Source organism: Corynebacterium sp. HFH0082 (assembly GCF_000411235.1).
Lineage (GTDB): Bacteria > Actinomycetota > Actinomycetes > Mycobacteriales > Mycobacteriaceae > Corynebacterium > Corynebacterium jeikeium_D.
This window is the reverse complement of sequence record NZ_KE150404.1, coordinates 2,440,658-2,456,979: the sequence shown is the minus strand read 5'-3', so window position 1 is coordinate 2,456,979 and position 16,322 is coordinate 2,440,658. Positions and strand designations below refer to the sequence as shown.

At 58.3% G+C, this 16,322-nt stretch carries 14 protein-coding genes and 1 tRNA gene; 9 read left to right on the top strand and 6 right to left on the bottom strand.

Going from position 1 to position 16,322, the window contains the following annotated elements; translation table 11 throughout:
* Positions 1 to 61 precede the first annotated feature (61 nt).
* The 5 genes from HMPREF1206_RS10615 (at position 62) to gcvT (ending at position 7,020) form a co-directional block, all read left to right on the top strand.
* Complete coding sequence (locus HMPREF1206_RS10615; protein ID WP_016423300.1) at positions 62 to 814, top strand: enoyl-CoA hydratase; 753 nt, start codon at positions 62 to 64, stop codon at positions 812 to 814.
* A gap of 41 nt (positions 815 to 855) precedes the next feature.
* The gene (locus HMPREF1206_RS10610; protein ID WP_016423299.1) at positions 856 to 3,309 is read left to right on the top strand and encodes an HAD-IC family P-type ATPase; all 2,454 of its coding nucleotides are present in this window, start codon (positions 856 to 858) and stop codon (positions 3,307 to 3,309) included.
* Between the two features lie 226 nt (positions 3,310 to 3,535).
* Positions 3,536 to 3,913 carry a DUF485 domain-containing protein gene (locus tag HMPREF1206_RS10605; RefSeq protein ID WP_016423298.1) on the top strand — a complete coding sequence of 126 codons (378 nt, stop codon included), beginning with the start codon at positions 3,536 to 3,538 and terminating at the stop codon, positions 3,911 to 3,913.
* A 2-nt stretch (positions 3,914 to 3,915) separates the two neighbouring features.
* A complete protein-coding gene (locus tag HMPREF1206_RS10600; protein ID WP_016423297.1) occupies positions 3,916 to 5,568 on the top strand; it encodes a cation acetate symporter in 1,653 nt (550 codons plus the stop codon).
* A 279-nt stretch (positions 5,569 to 5,847) separates the two neighbouring features.
* A complete protein-coding gene (gene gcvT, locus HMPREF1206_RS10595) occupies positions 5,848 to 7,020 on the top strand; it encodes a glycine cleavage system aminomethyltransferase GcvT (protein WP_016423296.1) in 1,173 nt (390 codons plus the stop codon).
* Positions 7,021 to 7,207: 187 nt separating this feature from the next.
* On the opposite strand, the gene HMPREF1206_RS10590 is transcribed toward gcvT, so the two are convergent.
* Complete coding sequence (locus HMPREF1206_RS10590) at positions 7,208 to 7,843, bottom strand: hypothetical protein (RefSeq protein WP_016423295.1); 636 nt, start codon at positions 7,841 to 7,843, stop codon at positions 7,208 to 7,210.
* 281 nt (positions 7,844 to 8,124) lie between these two features.
* On the opposite strand from HMPREF1206_RS10590, the gene HMPREF1206_RS10585 reads away from it, so the two are divergent.
* Positions 8,125 to 8,700 (top strand): RDD family protein, encoded by a 576-nt coding sequence (locus HMPREF1206_RS10585; protein WP_016423294.1) that lies wholly within the window; start codon positions 8,125 to 8,127, stop codon positions 8,698 to 8,700.
* Positions 8,701 to 8,714: 14 nt separating this feature from the next.
* Here the strand turns inward: HMPREF1206_RS10585 and HMPREF1206_RS10580 are convergent, their stop codons facing one another.
* On the bottom strand, positions 8,715 to 9,575 hold the full coding sequence (locus tag HMPREF1206_RS10580) for a siderophore-interacting protein (RefSeq protein ID WP_016423293.1): 861 nt from the start codon (positions 9,573 to 9,575) through the stop codon (positions 8,715 to 8,717).
* Between the two features lie 197 nt (positions 9,576 to 9,772).
* A tRNA-Arg gene (locus HMPREF1206_RS10575) sits at positions 9,773 to 9,845 on the bottom strand.
* 275 nt (positions 9,846 to 10,120) lie between these two features.
* Between HMPREF1206_RS10575 and HMPREF1206_RS10570 the strand changes: the two genes are divergently transcribed.
* Positions 10,121 to 10,402 carry a hypothetical protein gene (locus HMPREF1206_RS10570; RefSeq protein ID WP_016423292.1) on the top strand — a complete coding sequence of 94 codons (282 nt, stop codon included), beginning with the start codon at positions 10,121 to 10,123 and terminating at the stop codon, positions 10,400 to 10,402.
* Positions 10,353 to 11,201, top strand: a complete 849-nt coding sequence (gene cobF / locus HMPREF1206_RS10565; protein ID WP_016423291.1) for a precorrin-6A synthase (deacetylating) — start codon at positions 10,353 to 10,355, stop codon at positions 11,199 to 11,201. The genes HMPREF1206_RS10570 and cobF overlap by 50 nt, the downstream gene beginning before the upstream one ends.
* 30 nt (positions 11,202 to 11,231) lie before the next feature.
* Here the strand turns inward: cobF and HMPREF1206_RS10560 are convergent, their stop codons facing one another.
* The 3 genes from HMPREF1206_RS10560 to HMPREF1206_RS10550 all read right to left on the bottom strand — a co-directional run bounded on the left by HMPREF1206_RS10560 (position 11,232) and on the right by HMPREF1206_RS10550 (position 14,843).
* Positions 11,232 to 11,633 (bottom strand): hypothetical protein, encoded by a 402-nt coding sequence (locus HMPREF1206_RS10560; protein WP_042388876.1) that lies wholly within the window; start codon positions 11,631 to 11,633, stop codon positions 11,232 to 11,234.
* A 117-nt stretch (positions 11,634 to 11,750) separates the two neighbouring features.
* Positions 11,751 to 13,538, bottom strand: coding sequence for an acetyl/propionyl/methylcrotonyl-CoA carboxylase subunit alpha (locus HMPREF1206_RS10555; protein WP_042388874.1), 1,788 nt, complete (start codon positions 13,536 to 13,538; stop codon positions 11,751 to 11,753).
* Between the two features lie 420 nt (positions 13,539 to 13,958).
* Complete coding sequence (locus HMPREF1206_RS10550) at positions 13,959 to 14,843, bottom strand: sulfurtransferase (protein ID WP_016423288.1); 885 nt, start codon at positions 14,841 to 14,843, stop codon at positions 13,959 to 13,961.
* 363 nt (positions 14,844 to 15,206) lie between these two features.
* Here HMPREF1206_RS10550 and HMPREF1206_RS10545 point away from each other — a divergent pair, with 363 nt between their 5' ends.
* Positions 15,207 to 16,265: a Cj0069 family protein gene (locus HMPREF1206_RS10545; protein ID WP_016423287.1), complete on the top strand. Its 1,059-nt coding sequence runs from the start codon at positions 15,207 to 15,209 to the stop codon at positions 16,263 to 16,265.
* Positions 16,266 to 16,322: the final 57 nt, after the last annotated feature.

Below are 16,322 nucleotides of genomic sequence, written 5' to 3'. Positions count from 1 at the left end.
GCGAATTTAGATTTGCTTATAGCCCCATCACTATTGGTGTTTCGCGGGTAGCCTAAATGCTATGACGAACCCAGCATCTGAAATCCGCGTCGAAGCCGACGGCGCAATTGTCACTATCACCATCGACCGAGATCATAAGCGCAACTCCCTGACTGCCGACGTGTGTCGTGACATCGCCGATGCGGTGGAAGCTGCCGCTGAGGTTCCAGAGCAGCGCGTTATCCTGCTGCGCGGCGAAGGCCGCGCTTTCTGTGCGGGCGCCGACCTGAGTGGCCAGCACCATGAAGATTCCTTCCACGAACAGCTCCGTCGAATGCTGCGCACAATCGAGGCCAGCCGTCTGGTGGTTATAGCGGATGTGCAGGGGCCGGCTGTCGGCGCTGGGATGCAGCTGGCGATGGCGGCCGATTTGCGCGTCGTGGGTGAGCGCGGCTGGTTTATGATTCCGCCGGTCAAGCTCGGTATCGCTGTCGATGCCTGGACAATTCGCCGCGTGCGCGTCCTCGTCGGCGGTGCCCGTGCCCGCACTATTCTGTTGGCGGCCGAGCGCATGGATCAGGAAGCCGCCCGCGGTTGCGGTCTGGCTTCCTACCTCGGTGGTCCGGACAAGGCGGAGGAGGTAGCGCTTCGTATCGCCACCTACGCGCCCCTGTCGCTGGCCTACCACAAGGCAGTGCTCAACGACGATGAGACGCATAGCCCGTTGAAGGACTACCAGCAGGAGCTCTACAACACGGTGTGGGCTTCCGAGGATGCTGCGGAGGCATCGAAGGCGCGAGCCGAAAAGCGCGAACCAAATTTCATTGGCAAATAGGTCGAATAGGTTCAGCAATTAGGCGAATAGGGTAGGCAGGCATGGGCTCGTGGAAAACTCCCGACAGTGGTCTTACTCAACAGCAGGTCCAGCAACGCATCGAGTTGGGGCACGTCAACGAGCTGCCGCCAACATCCGGGCGCAGTGTGTGGGACATTATCCGTGCCAATGTGTTTACCCGGATTAACGGTATTCTCGCTGTTTTATTCGCAGTCGTGCTCTATACCGGCTCAATCGTCAACGGTGCCTTTGGTCTGCTGATTATCGCCAACTCTATCGTCGGCATCATCCAAGAACTGCGTGCCAAGCGCACACTGGACAAGCTTTCCATTGTCGGCCGTGCAAAACCCATGGTCATTCGCGACGGGGAGCCTGCTCGCGAGATCGACCGCGAGTCCGTCGTCCTCGACGATCTCATCGAGGTTGGTCCCGGTGACCAAATCGTCGTTGACGGTATTCTCCGCTACGCCTCTGACGTGGCTGTCGATGAGTCCTCTCTCACCGGTGAATCCGATGCCGTCGATAAGAGCGTTGGGGACATGGTCTACTCGGGTTCCTCGGTCGTGGTGGGGTCGGCGCGATATCAGGCCACCAAAGTGGGCAAGGAGGCTTACGCCGCCAAGCTCGCAGCTGAGGCCAACAAATTCACGCTGACTGATTCCCAGCTCTTCCGCGGCATCAACAAGATCCTGACCTACATTTCCTGGATTCTCATTCCCGTCGGCGCCTTGGCAATCTATACGCAGCTCTTTGTCGCCGGCGATGATTTCAACGATGCGCTGCTGGGGATGGTCGCCACGCTGGTGCCCATGGTCCCTGAGGGGCTTGTCCTCATGACCACCATCGCATTTGCCCTTGGGGTGGTGCGCTTGGGGCGACATCGCGTGCTGGTCAATGAGTTGCCCGCCATCGAAGGTCTCGCGCGTGTCGACACCGTGTGTGTCGACAAAACTGGCACGCTCACCGAAAATGCGATGCAGCTAGTGGAAGTCGACATCGTATCGGGTGACGGTACCTCCCGCGATGAGGTCGACTCCGCACTCATCGATCTGTGCAAGCTCGACGATCGCCCCAACGCAACGGCTCGTGCACTGCTCGATGGACTTGCGGACGCAGGGGACGTCGTAAAGCATGAACAAACCAAAACCCGCCCCTTTACCTCGGCGAATAAGTGGTCGGCGCTGACGTATCACGGCGGTGCGACGTGGGTTTTCGGCGCGCCCGATGTGCTTGTCGACGACTCCGCGGTCGGCATGCAGAAAGCTCGGGAGCTTATGGAGAAAGGACTTCGTGTGCTCCTGCTCGCGCGGACCTCAGTTGGGGCAGATGACCTGCCCGGCGGTGCGCTGCGGAAGAGTGGCGAGGTGGAGTTGGAGCCAGTCGCACTTGTCGTGCTGGGGCAGAAGGTGCGTTCCGATGCGGCGGACACGGTGGCCTACTTCTATGAAGAAGGCATCGAGGTCAAGGTCATTTCTGGTGACAATGACCGCTCCGTGGGGGCTGTTGCACGTGAGCTGGAAATGGAGGGGGCTAACAATCCTGTCGATGCGTCTGAGCTTCCGGTCAGCCGCGATGAGAATAGCGAAGCCAAGCCCACCGAGATCCGCAACGAGTTCGCAGACATTGTGGAGTCGCGGCAGATCTTCGGCCGTGTCACGGCGGAGAATAAGCGCGATATGGTTCATGCGCTGCAGTCGCGGGGGCATCATGTGGCGATGACCGGTGATGGTGTCAATGATGTGCTGGCGCTGAAAGCGGCGAACCTGGGCGTGGCTATGGGGGATGGGGCGCCGGCGACACGTTCGGTTGCGCAGTTGGTGCTGTTGGATAATCGCTTCGCCATGATGCCGATGATTGTGGCGGAGGGGCGTCGCGTCATTGGCAATATCGAGCGTGTGGCCAACCTCTTTTTGACGAAGACCATCTACTCGGTGGTGCTGGCGCTGGCTGTGGGGCTGTGGGGGATGGATTATCCATTCGAGCCGATTCACGTGACGATTACGGGTTGGTTCACAATTGGAATCCCGGCGTTCGTGCTGTCGTTGGCTCCTAACTTGGAGCGTGCGCGCGATGGTTTCGTGCGGCGCGTGTTGCGCTTAGCGATACCGGCGGGCATCACGGTGGGGTTGTTGACCTTCATGTTTTGGTTGTGGGCAAACCCGGGAGTCGACGCCAGCGATGAGGCACGAGGGGAGGCGTCTACTGCGACCCTCATTGTGCTGATTGTTTCGGCATTTTGGGTTTTGGTGGTCGTGGCTAGGCCATACACCTGGTGGAAGGTTCTGTTGCTGGCGGTATCGGCAGGAGCCTACCTGTTCATCTTCTCGGTTCGTTCAGTGGCCACAGTGCTTAATCTGTACTGGGTAGGGCGGGAGCTGTTGATTCCCGCGCTGATCGTGGGGGCCATCGGCGCGGTCATTATCGAAGCGCTGTGGTGGTGGCGTCAGAGTAAGCCATTGCCGGAAGAAGCGGAGAACACGAGTACAACGGCGTAAATGGGGGTAGTAAAAACGGCGCCTAAGTATGCAGGTAATGGCGTTTTTGGGGGTGCCTTAAGGCTCGCTGAGAAGTAGTTAGCCGCATTTAACTTCTTTGCTAACTGTGTTCCAGGTAACTTTGTTTCCACACATAATGAAAAATGTGGTGCATGGCACACCCTCGGGGTGGCTGTGCTGGACCTCATTACGAACACCTGCATAACTTCCTGGAAAGGATTAGCCCGTGTCCGCAACTCCCTTGCCGGCAGACCGGCATAAGCCACAGGCGGCCGAGTACCGCTACGTGCAAAACTCAGCGCAGTTCCAAGAGCTCCGCTCTACATTCCGTTCTTTCGCCATCCCGATGACCGTCGCAGGTCTGGTGTGGTACATCGCATTCGTTCTGTTTGCGACGTTCGCGCCAGACCTCATGGCGACTCCCGTACTGGGCAATATCAACCTGGGCATCGTCCTTGGTCTGCTCCAGTTCGTGACCACCTTCGCCATCACCTGGGTGTACATCAACTTCGCCAACAAGAAGCTTGAGCCGATGCAGGCAGAGCTGCGCGAGGCACTGGAAAGCGGAGAAATCGCTGAAATCGTCGCAAAGAAGGAGGCATAGACATGCTGACCAGTTTCTTTGCTGCAGATGACACTGCAGCAGCAGGTAACCCGATTCTCAACATCGCGGTCTTCGTCGCCTTCATTGTTGCGACCATGTTCATCGTTACTCGAGTGGGCAAGGGCGGAAACAAGGGAGCATCGGACTTCTACACCGGTGGTGCACAGTTCTCCGGTACCCAAAACGGTCTTGCCATTGCAGGTGACTACCTCTCGGCGGCTTCCTTCCTCGGTATCGTCGGCGCCATCGCGCTGACTGGTTACGATGGATTCCTTTACTCCATCGGCTTCTTCGTAGCCTGGCTGGTCGCGCTGCTGTTGGTTGCAGAGCCGCTGCGTAACGTCGGTAAGTTCACCATGGCCGACGTGCTGTCCTTCCGTCTTAAGCAGCGCCCGGTACGTACTGCGGCTGCTATCTCGACCCTCGCGGTGACCCTGTTCTACCTCATCGCGCAGATGGCCGGTGCAGGTTCCCTGGTCGCCGTGCTGCTCAACATTCACGACTCCACTCAGCAGTCCATCGTTGTCGCGGTCGTCGGCATCATCATGGTTGCTTACGTTCTCATCGGTGGTATGAAGGGCACGACTTACGTGCAGATGATTAAGGCCGTCCTGCTGGTCGGTGCTGTCATCATCATGACCCTGATCATCCTGGTTGGCGTTAAGGGTAACTTCTCCCAGCTCCTGCAGGACGCAGTGGACATGCACGCGAGCTCGGATCACATCGCCGAGAAGGGCTACGAAGCCTCCGCCATTCTTGAGCCGGGTCTGAAGTACGGCGGCTCCTTCGTTCAGCAGCTGGACTTCGTCTCTCTGGGCCTGGCACTGGTCCTCGGTGTTGCTGGTCTGCCGCACGTGCTCATGCGCTTCTACACGGTGCCGACTGCAAAGGAAGCTCGTAAGTCCGTGACCTGGGCAATCATCCTCATCGGTGGTTTCTACCTGTTGACCCTGGTACTCGGTTACGGCGCCGCCGCACTTGTTGGTCCGGACCGAATCAACGCCGCCCCGGGCGGAGCCAACGCTGCAGCTCCGCTGCTGGCCTTCGAAATCGGTGGCTCCATCTTCATGGCAGTGATTTCCGCAGTGGCGTTCGCTACCGTGCTGGCCGTGGTCGCTGGTCTGGCAATTACCGCTTCCGCGTCTGTCGGCCAGGACCTCTACCAGGCCGTGATCCGCAAGGGACAGGCCACGGAAGCCGAGCAGGTTCGTGTCTCCCGCATTACCGTAATCGTGCTGGGCGTTGTCGCCATTATCCTCGGCATCCTGGCCATGGGGCAGAACGTCGCCTTCTTGGTGTCGCTGGCCTTCGCAGTGGCAGCATCCGCAAACGTACCAACCATCCTGATGTCCCTGTTCTGGAAGCGCTTCAACACCGCAGGCGCAGTTGCCTCCATGTACACCGGTGTCATCGCCTCGCTGGTTCTGATTATCTTCTCCCCGGCAGTTTCCGGCAGCGAGTCCTCGATGATTCCGTCGGTTGACTTCTCCTGGTTCCCGCTGACGTCGCCGGGTCTGCTCGCAATCCCGCTGGCGTTCCTGGCTGGCATCATCGCCACCTACATGGGCAAGCCGGATAACTTCGATGACCTGGCAGCTGAGATGGAAGTTCGCTCCCTGACCGGTGTTGGCACCGAGGCTGCGGTTGATCACTAATAACCACTGCGTCCTTGGCTGGCAACGCTGCCCGAACAGCTCAGCCAATCGCAATTAACTGAATAGACAAATGCAAGGGCCCCGTTATCGTCACTGGTAGCGGGGCCTTTGTGGTGGCCGCGGGGTCGTCGTCAAGCGTGTGCGAATCAGTGCATGATAGTTAATGGACGGGCCTGTTGCCCTGGCTCCGCAGGGGCTCGCGGAAGCGAGCACGGAGTCTTAGATATAAGGTGGGAAGGTAACAATCTGGTTTGCCCCACCGCAATAATTGGAGTGTGTATGACTGACAATTCTGGCGCTTCTGAGAACAACAATTCTTTCCGTAGCGCCCTGCATGATGAGCACGTAAGCCTTGGCGCAGAAATGCGCAATGTTGGTGGCTACGAAGTGCCGTTCCGCTACTCTTCGGAAATTGCAGAGCACAACGCAGTGCGTGAGGCCGTTGGTGTTTTCGACCTGTCGCTGATGGGTATCATCCGCGTCACTGGTGAGGATGCGGCGGCGTTCCTTGCACACTCCCTGATTTCGGCAATCAAGCCGCTGGCGTTGGGTCGTGCCAAGTACACCATGATTGTGCAGGAAGACGGCGGCATTATTGATGACCTCATCATTTACCGCCTCGGTAGTCACGAATTCATGCTGGTGCAGAATGCCGCAGCCGCTGAAGATGTGTACTCGACGCTGCGCGAGCGCGTTGGTGGCTACAACGTCGAGGTTGAGCGCATGAATGACAAGAATGTGCTCCTGGCCATTCAAGGGCCGAAGGCTGCGAAGCTTCTGCGCCGTCTGTTGCCACAGGATCTGCACGCGACTCTCGATGGCATGAACTACTACTCTTGCACTCTGCTCGAGGTCGCAGGTGTGGAAATGATTGTCGCCCGAACCGGCTACACCGGTGAGGACGGCTTCGAGATCTTCCCGCCGGCTGACCGCGCCGTCGAGGTCTGGCGTGCAATCATTGCAGCAGGTGGCAAGGTGGAAAACCCGGAGGATCCGGCTGACAACGGCGCTGACCTCGGCCTGCTGCCGTGTGGTCTGGCCTGCCGCGACACCCTGCGTCTTGAGGCCGGTATGCCGCTCTATGGATACGAGCTGACTCGAGACCGCACTCCGCTGGAGGCCGGCCTGAAGTCCATCATGGGGCCGACCAAGGGGCAGTTTATTGGTCGCAACGCACTGATTAATCGTCCGCAGTCGAAGGAGCTACTGGTTGGTCTGCGTTTCTCCGGTGATGAAGCTCCGAAGCGTGGCACCAAGCTCATTGATGCGGAAGGTAACGAGGTTGGCGTGCTGACTTCCGCCAAGGTGTCGCCGACTTTGGGTCACCCCATCGGTTTTGCATACGTTCAGCGTTGGCAGTCCTCCACTGGCACGGAGCTGACCGTTGAAGGCGCCGACATTACCGCCACCGTCGTTCCGACGCCGTTCTACAATCGCCGTCACCGCAAGTAGGGGAGCCCGGGTGCTCCGCCGCATTGTGGCGGGCTCAGATCTGTTCAGGCTCGTCTCTTCGTATCTGTTGGGTAAATAAAAAAATCCGCTGCAGAATTTTTGCAGCGGATTTTGGTGTTTTAGGGCGAGCTAGCGCACCTCACCTAACTAAGTCCCGAGCCGACGAACCTCGCCGTCCGAGACGAACCTAGCGGAACAGGCCGGTGAGCCCTTGATTATCTTCGCTTGGCTGCTCGTCTTGCTCCGATTCCGATTCCGTCGGCTCGCCGGAGGTAGTCGGAGTCGTTGAAGTATCGGGCGGCGTGGAAGAATCAGAGGTCGTCGAGCTCTCCGTCTCACTAGTCTCCGTTGTGCTCTCGCTCGGAGTCGTCGGCTCAGGTTCCTGAGGCTGTGGCTCAGAGGTCGTCGAAGTAGTGGAGATCCACATTTGCTGCGATGTCGGGTTCGCGGGGGTTTGCTGCAGCACCGTCCACACCTCCTGCTCGCCGACTTGTGCGCATTCAAGATTCTGGCCGTTGGCGCTCATTCGTATTTCGCCGGTCTGGTTCGGGCACAGCTGCCCGATGCGCGGCGTACCGCCTTCTCGAACCTTTGGTCCCGTCGTCGTCGGCGAGCTTGTCGACGACGCCGTAGTAAGCGAGCTTGACGACGAGGTTTGCGTCGCGGCAACCTCCTCGCCTTCGTTGTTGGCGCAGCTGGTGGCCGTGGCTGCGAAGGTGAGGAAGCAGCAGGCCAGCGCCAGGTGCCGGCGGTGATTGCGCCGGCTAGTAGTGAGTTGAGGGTGCTGTACAGCTGACAGCTGAGTTCGCGTATTCACATCCATCTCACTTTCTGGGCTTCTCGGGCCTGCGTTGCGTGGTTTAATTCCCGGCTTTCTGGGTCGGCGTCTCCTGAAAAACCACTGGGGGTGCCAGCTGTAGGTTTACTTGCCGAGTTACTGGCATGGAAGGAGCTGGCATCCAATAGATAGGTTGATTCAACCGGAAACTATACAGTCGACTTTTCGATTTGCATACTGGATGCTTCTAATCGTGGCAGAACGGGTGTGGTAGGGAAAGGCAATTCGTCTGTGAAGTCATAAGTGGTTTTGATAGCGTGTGTCCCATGTATCGGCGCACCCCGAATCGATTCCCCGTAAAGAGTAATGCGGATTTGTTCGCTCGGCGCAGTGGCGCGTGGATACTGGATTCGTTCCTTGTAGGAATCTTTGTTGCCATCATTGTGGCACTTGGCAAACTTGCGTGGGAAGCAGCCATGGCGAACTGGGCGCTGCCGAGTCCGCCAGAGTTCAGGATTTTGTATGGTGTCATATTCCCAGCTGTCTTTTTCTTTGTGCGCGTGGTTGCAGAGGCTCGCGGTGAACAGACGTTTGGTAAAAGCGCATTTTTGCTACACGTTGTTCCAGCGCGGAAAGCAGACTCTGGGGCAACTCCGTTCGAAGTCGCTCAGCCAGAGGGAACATCGGAGCTCGAATCAGGAGACGATTCTTGGCACAGAGGTTGGCGGGCAGCGGTACGTAATTGTTACCTATTGTCGCTGATTTTCTTGCCTACGGGTTTTGAGCCAAACGTTGAACTGTTTTTTGGTGTCCTGATGATTTGGGTTGCTGTTTGCCGCTGGCACCCATTCGACTGGTTGGCAGGAAAACGCGTCGTTGTTGAAAGGCGTAGCGAGCGCTAACGTTCGAGCAAGCGTCAGGCCCTGGCTCTTTCCTCCTCGGCCTCAACCTCAGCGTTGAATTCTCGTTTAGAAGACTGCCACTGGTCTTCGGTCATACCGATACGCCAGTAGCCAGAAATGGAAACGTCTTTCTTCGGGATCTCAGATTCGACGAAGAGGAAGCGGCGCAATTCCTTGATCATCTCGGCGACACCGTGGATGAACCAGCTAGTTTTCTTACCTTCTGGAATGCCCGCCTCGCGCACTGCGCGGGATAGCTCTGTGCCGTGGGTTGCGCCGTTGCGGAGGACCCAATGGACTTCCACACCCTCTCGGGTTGGGAGCTCAAACTTCCGATCTTCGGACTCGATTTCGATGTATGCGGTTGCGGTCGTGCCTGCTGGGAGGTGCTTCAGTCCGGCGCTGATAGCTGGCGCTGCGGACTCGTCTCCGGCGAGTACAAAGTGTTCATATTCTGCTGCAGGTCCCCATGCGCCTCCTGGCCCTAAGAAGCCACGCTTGTCTCCGATTTCGGCTACGCGTGCCCACGGTCCAGCCAGGCCGGAATCGCCGTGGGTGACGAAGTCGACGTCAAAGTCGCCGGTTTCGGAGTCCACATTAATCAGAGTGTATGTGCGGGTGATTGGCAGTTTGTCTCGCGGCTGTTCGGCGCGAATTTTCGCAATATCGAACGGCCAGGAGTAATCAGCGTCCTCTGGCACAAACAATAATTTGATGTAATGGTCGGTAAACTCCAGCTCCTTGCCCACAAATGCAGGCGAGTTCATGCTCAAACGAACAAGGTCTGGGGAAATCTGGCGACGTCCAGTAACTGTTGCCTCGTGTGCCTTACGGGGCTTACGCTTCGGTGCTGCTGCTTTAGCTAGGCCAGCCATAGTTGTCACTGTCCTTCAACAAGTCTTGGGCTGTTTTGTACTGGCGGAAGTCTACACGCCACGTGATTAGGTAAGCCTAACACAAGTGTTTCTGGAAATTGCTGGGTGATGCGTTCTCAGGAGGGGGCGTAGTGGCCGGTCGTGAGAAAAACAAAGAACCCTCGCGCCCTATATGTAAAAGGTCACGAGGGTATTTGTGCCCCAGAGAGGAATCGAACCTCCGACACCGGCTTTAGGAGAGCCGTGCTCTATCCACTGAGCTACTAGGGCAATCATCTTCCGGGTAAAACAGCCGTGAAAACACATTCTCGGCGGCCGGAAAATTACTTCATCACTTTAACGCATCTGCGAGCTCTAGTGGCAATTGGGTCCTCGACCTGACACGCAAACATGCAGGAAGCTCGCTATTACCCCCATGTGCTTTTGTGCTCGGCGGTGCCGCCCGGAATCTGGCTAACATGGTTTATAACGAGCGACTTTCTTGCGCTTGCGGTCGCAACAGCGCTACTTATTTTCCGGTCGCTGTTTTGGAGGAGGATGACAATATGATTAAGCCAACTTTCACGGATGTCAACGGTGTCAAGATTAAGTGCTCCATGACCACGGACTCGGACAAGCCGCACCTTTTGGTTTCGCGCATGGAAGATGATGGCTCTTTGACTCCGATTCTGGAGATGAACGTGTACGACTCCAAGTACATGGCCAACGCTTGCGAGATTTACTTGAAGCAGGCCGCTTCGGCTAACCTCCAGGGTTCGATGGCTGGCCTGTCTCCAGATGAGATGGCTGAACAGTTCGGTTACGAGGGAGATCCGACCAATCACTAGTCGAAACGACGCCGCCCGCACTCAGGCCGAGAGCCCTGTATACAGCGGATATGTCGATGTAGACGTCATCGGAATCGGCGCCGGTAGTCCGAGCCACATTACGCTCGAGGCTATCGGCGCTCTTGCTGATGTCGACGTAGTTTTTGCTCTCGACAAGGGTGATGCCAAAGCGGACTTGTTGGCTGCGCGACAGGCGATCGTCGATAAGCATGCGCCGCATGTCGAACTCGTTACCGTTCCCGACCCGCCACGTGACCGCACGCCCGATAACTACGGCGCAGTCGTCCGTGACTGGCATCAGCGCCGTGCAGAGCTGCTTGCCGACGCCTTCGTCGCTCACCTCGGACGAGAGGGCAAGCGCCGCGGTGCGTTCTTGGTCTGGGGGGACCCCTCCTTGTACGACTCAACATTGCGGATTTTGCAGCGCGTCCGCGACCTTGGGCTGGACGTGCGCTCGCGAGTTATCCCCAGTGTGACGGCGATTTCCGCGCTGACCGCAGCGCATGGAGAGTGCCTGAACCAGATTGGTAAGCCGGTATTGATTACCACTGGTCGGCGCCTGGGGGAGCGTGCGCCTGGCATGGATGCGGTGGTGATGCTCGATGGCGGTGCAGCCTGGCTCGAGCACGCGGACCCGGAGGAAGAGATTCTCTGGGGTGCATTCCTGGGAACGGAGCTGGAGACGCTCCGCCGTGGTCGCGTTGGCGACGTCGGCGAAGAGATTGCGGAGCTGAAAAAGAAGCTCCGTGCGGAGCACGGTTGGATTATGGATATCTACCTGCTGCGTTCCGGCGCCTAGGACTGAGCAGTCGCAGCGGTGCCAGTTCGGCTAGCTGACTTTCTTGCCCAAGAAGCCCTCTGCCCATCGGTGGAGGGCTTTTTCGGCGGCTTCGACGCCGTCGGCGACGGTTACCTTGGTGAGGACCTGATCGTCGTTAGGCAACACGCGTGCGGGATCGCCTGCGGGACGGACGGTGATGCTGACGTGGTCGGCATTGATGACCTCGACGGTTGCTAGTGCGAGCATCTCGACGTTCGTCTGCTCAGCAACCGCAAAGCGGTAGGCGGTGTCGTTTTCCCACTCGGTGGTGGAGTTCCGAAGGAACTCGGCGACGGAGTCAGGGGCCAATTCTGTGAGTAATTGGGTTGCGACCGGGGCGTCATCGACGCGGGAATCGTGGCGCAGCGGACGGCAGTAGAAGCGGCCGGCATTTACTTCCATGGGTTCCATACCGTCCACTCTAGACGTCCTGAACAGTGTTTAAGGGCGCCGGGGGAGGGGCTGAAAAGAATCAAGCGGGGCTGGCTGCGAATCCCATCGCAACCAGCCCCGCTTAGAGCTTTAGAACTACTTCAGTTCCATCAGGACATCGCCCTTGCCGACACCTGAGCCAGCCTCGGTAGCCAGACCCGTGACAACGCCGTCCTTGTGAGCCTTGACTGGGTTTTCCATCTTCATGGCCTCAAGGACAACCACGGTGTCACCCTCGGAGACTTCCTGGCCCTCTTCGACGTTGACCTTGATGACGGTGCCCTGCATCGGAGCAACCACAGCGTCACCGGAAGCGGCCTTCTTGGAACCGCCAGCGCGCTTCTTCTTGCTCTTCTTCTTGGCACCAGCGTTGCCGCCGCCCAGAGCCAGGTCGCCCGGCAGGGCTACCTCGACGCGGCGACCGTCGATCTCGACGACAACCTTCTGAGCCGGAACGGTGTCGGTGTCAGCGTCGGAGTCACCGTCGTACGGAGCAATCGGGTTGTCCCATTCCTCTTCAATCCACTTGGTGTAGACGTCAAACTTCTCGCCATCGCCGACAAACGCCGGGTTCTCCACAATGTGGCGGTGGAACGGAATGACCGTTGCCAGGCCCTCAACCTGGTACTCGGACAGAGCACGAGCGGAGCGGCGTAGGGCCTCTTCGCGGGTCTCGCCCCAAACAATCAGCTTGGCCAGCATGGAGTCGAACTGGCCGCCGATGACGTCGCCCTCCTTGATGCCGGTGTCCATGCGGACACCCGGGCCGGACGGTTCGACGTACTTGGTGATGGTGCCCGGAGCCGGCATGAAGTTGCTGCCGGCGTCCTCGCCGTTGATGCGGAACTCGAAAGCGTGACCGCGCATCTCCGGGTCTTCCTTGATGGACAGTTCCTTGCCTTCAGCAATGCGGAACTGCTCGCGGACCAGATCGAGGCCGGTAATTTCCTCGGTGACCGGGTGCTCCACCTGTAGACGAGTGTTGACCTCGAGGAAGTTAATCAGACCGTCAGCGCCAACCAGGTACTCAACGGTGCCCGCACCGTAGTAGCCAGCCTCGCGGCAGATGTCCTTAGCGGACTGGCGCAGGCGCTCATCCTGCTCTGGGGTCAGGAACGGAGCGGGTGCTTCCTCGACGAGCTTCTGGAAACGACGCTGTAGCGAGCAGTCACGGGTGGAGGCGACAACGACGTTGCCGTGCTTATCAGCGAGAACCTGGCACTCGACGTGGCGTGCCTTGTCCAGGTAGCGCTCTACGAAGCACTCACCGCGACCGAAGGCCGCAACGGCCTCACGGGTAGCGGACTCGTAGAGGTCGGCGACCTCTTCCATCTTGTGTGCGACCTTCATGCCGCGGCCACCGCCACCGAAAGCGGCCTTAATGGCGATTGGCAGACCGTGCTCCTTAGCGAACGCGACGACCTCGTCTGCATCCTTAACTGGCTCCTTGGTGCCTGGAGCCATTGGAGCGTCAGCCTTCAGCGCGATGTGACGAGCGGTGACCTTGTCGCCCAGGGCGCGGATGGACTCTGGTGACGGGCCAATCCAGATCAGGCCAGCGTTCTCAACAGCCTCAGCGAAGTCGCCGTTCTCCGACAGGAAGCCGTATCCCGGGTGGATGGCATTAGCGCCGGACTTCTTTGCGGCGTCCAGAATCTTGTCGAAAACTAGGTAGGACTCAGCGGAAGTGGTGCCACCGAGAGCAAAAGCCTCATCCGCCATGGTCACGAAAGGAGCGTCCGCATCCGGCTCAGCGTAAACGGCGACGGAAGGAATGCCGGCGTCCTTCGCAGCGCGAATAACGCGAACGGCAATCTCGCCACGGTTGGCGACGAGAACCTTCGTGATTTTTTCAGTGGTCTGCTCGGACACGAAATCCTCCATTTTTCGTGGGCACCCCGAGAATTGGCCCTCGGGGCAAGGTTGCGACAGTCATTTGTAGGAATCACAAGCAGCACTGCAGTTAACTGAGTGGTGAACCGCAATGCGGTTCACCACGCGGTAGCTAACAGCGTGTGACCCAATGTCTCCATTGTGTCACAGGTGCGGTAAGCAACCTCTTTTTGCTCGCTACATAAGGGGGTAGGGATTGTGGTCTTGAGCAGCGTTCAAGTGGTCATGGGGGCAGCTGAAGTGGCTATTTTCCGCCCAAAAACCTAGGTTTGTGGTTAAAATTATCACCCAAGAGTGCAAGAGCCGCCCCCTTGATTGGGGGCGGCAGGGGGAAACTAAATCTCCGGTGTAGCGTCAGCCGCTGACGCTGGAAAAACGGTGGGGGAAGCGCCCACCGGTTGCGTCGATCGCCTACAGGCTTCCCGGCTCCGAACCGTGGGCAATGGGCATGCCAATCATATTGCCCCACTCAACCCACGAGCCGTCGTAGTTGCGAACATTCTCGTGGCCGAGCAGGTGGTGCAGTACAAACCAGGTGTGCGCGGAGCGCTCGCCGATGCGGCAGTAGACAATCGCCTCATCTTCAAATTGGACGTGCGCGTAAATCTGCTCGAGCTCTTCGCGATCGCGGAAACGCGAGTTCGGGTGAACGGACTGATTCCATGGAATGTTTACCGCGGTTGGAATGTGGCCACCACGCAGGACGCCTTCCTGTGGGTAATCGACCATGTGGGTTCGTGCACCGGCATACTCCTCCGGAGTGCGCACGTCGATAATCGGAGCCTTTCCAATGAGCTCACGTGTATCGCTGAAGTAGGCGCGCAGTGTCTTGTCGTCGCGCTCGACGACAGGGTAGTCAGTGCGTGGGTAATTGGGGACCTCGAAGCTCGTGTCTCGTTCTTCAGTCATCCAGGCATCGCGGCCACCGTTAAGCAGGCGCACGTCGGGATGCCCAAAAAGCTCGAAAACCCAGAGTGTGTAGGCGGCCCACCAGTTGGACTTGTCGCCGTAGATTACGACGGTGTCATCGCGCGAGATACCCTTCTCGCGTATGAGCTCGGCAAAGCCTTCGGCGTCGATATAGTCGCGGCGCACAGGATCGTTGAGGTCGTGATGCCAGTCGATGCGAACCGCGCCCGGAATATGTCCAATGTCGTAAAGCAGTGAGTCCTCGTCGGATTCAACAACGCGCAGACCGGGAGAGCCCAGTCGGGCAGCAAGCCAGGAGCTAGAGACGAGGCGCTCAGGGTGGGCGTACTGCTGGAACTGGGGGTGCGGGTCGTGCGGAACAGCCATCGGATACTCCCTTGGCGCAAGTTGGGTGGGTGGGACTTTCTGACGTTTATCGTCAATTGCATATCTAGTTTACGGGTCGCGTGGCGAACGGCGGAATAGTCCCCAGTGTGAGCGCTTTCCGACGGCAACAATTGCGTCCGCGGCCACCCTGGGATACGCCTCACAGTTGGGGGTAAAAGCAGTGTTTTCAGCGCGCTTGGAGTCCAGGTAGTGCCCTAAAATTTAGCTGAGAGTTAGCGCAAAAACTGTGTTGATTCGTATCACTGGAAAATGGGCTGAAATGGGCTGTCTGCCTGGGTATTCGCTGCGTTACGGAGACAATTGAGTGCCGGAAGTCCATGTATTTTCTTAAAAGGAGTGCCTGTGCACAAGAACATTGTTGTATTCGAGATCGAGGGCGGCTCGGACAAGTACTTCGACGGACACCGCAAGGACACCATGCCAATCGTCAACGCTATCCGCGAAGCCGGTTGGTCCGCTGAGGTCGTCTACTACCGACCGGAGTGGAAGGACGACCTGTACGACTACGTCTCCCAGAACTTCGACGGCTACATCTCCCGCGTAAACCCGGGCAACATCCCGGGTGGTGAGAGGGGCTACTTCGAGCTTCTGACCAGTCTCTCGGTCGCTGGTTTGGTTGGTATGTCCACCCCGGGCGAGATGATGGCCTACGGCGCAAAGGACGCACTGGTCAAGCTCAAGGATACTGACCTGGTTCCGTCTGACACCGCTGCTTACTACGACGTCGAGGCATTCCACAGCACTTTCCCGACCTCCCTGTCCTACGGCGAGCGCGTCCTTAAGCAGAACCGTGGCTCCACCGGATCCGGCATCTGGCGCGTGCGCATCGCTGACGAAGAGGTTGCTAAGAACGTTGAGCCGGGCACCCCGCTGCCGCTAAACACCAAGCTGAAGTGCACCGAGGCCGTGGACAATCACACTGAGACTCGTGAGCTCGGCGAGTTCATGGATTTCTGCGACCAGTACATCATCGGCGATAACGGCATGCTTGTGGACATGCGCTTCATGCCGCGCATCACCGAAGGCGAAATTCGCATTCTGCTGGTCGGCCCGCACCCGGTCTTCGTGGTTCACAAGAAGCCGGCCGAGGGCGGCGACGCTTTCTCCGCAACCTTGTTCTCTGGCGCGAAGTACACCTACAACAAGCCGGAAGAGTGGCAGGACCTCATCGACATGTTTGCTGAGGCTCGCCCGGTCATTGCCGAGAACCTCGGTGGCGACAATATCCCGCTGATCTGGACCGCTGATTTCATGCTGGCAGACGGCGAGAACGGCGAGGACACCTACGTTCTCGGCGAGATCAACTGCTCCTGTGTTGGCTTCACCTCCGAGCTGGATATGGGTATCCAGGAGCTTGTTGCTCAGGAGGCCATCAAGCGCGTTGAGGCTGCTAACAAGTAGTCTCAACAGCTAGGAAAACCGCACCAAATTGGTGCGGTTTTTGCTTTTCGACGGTTC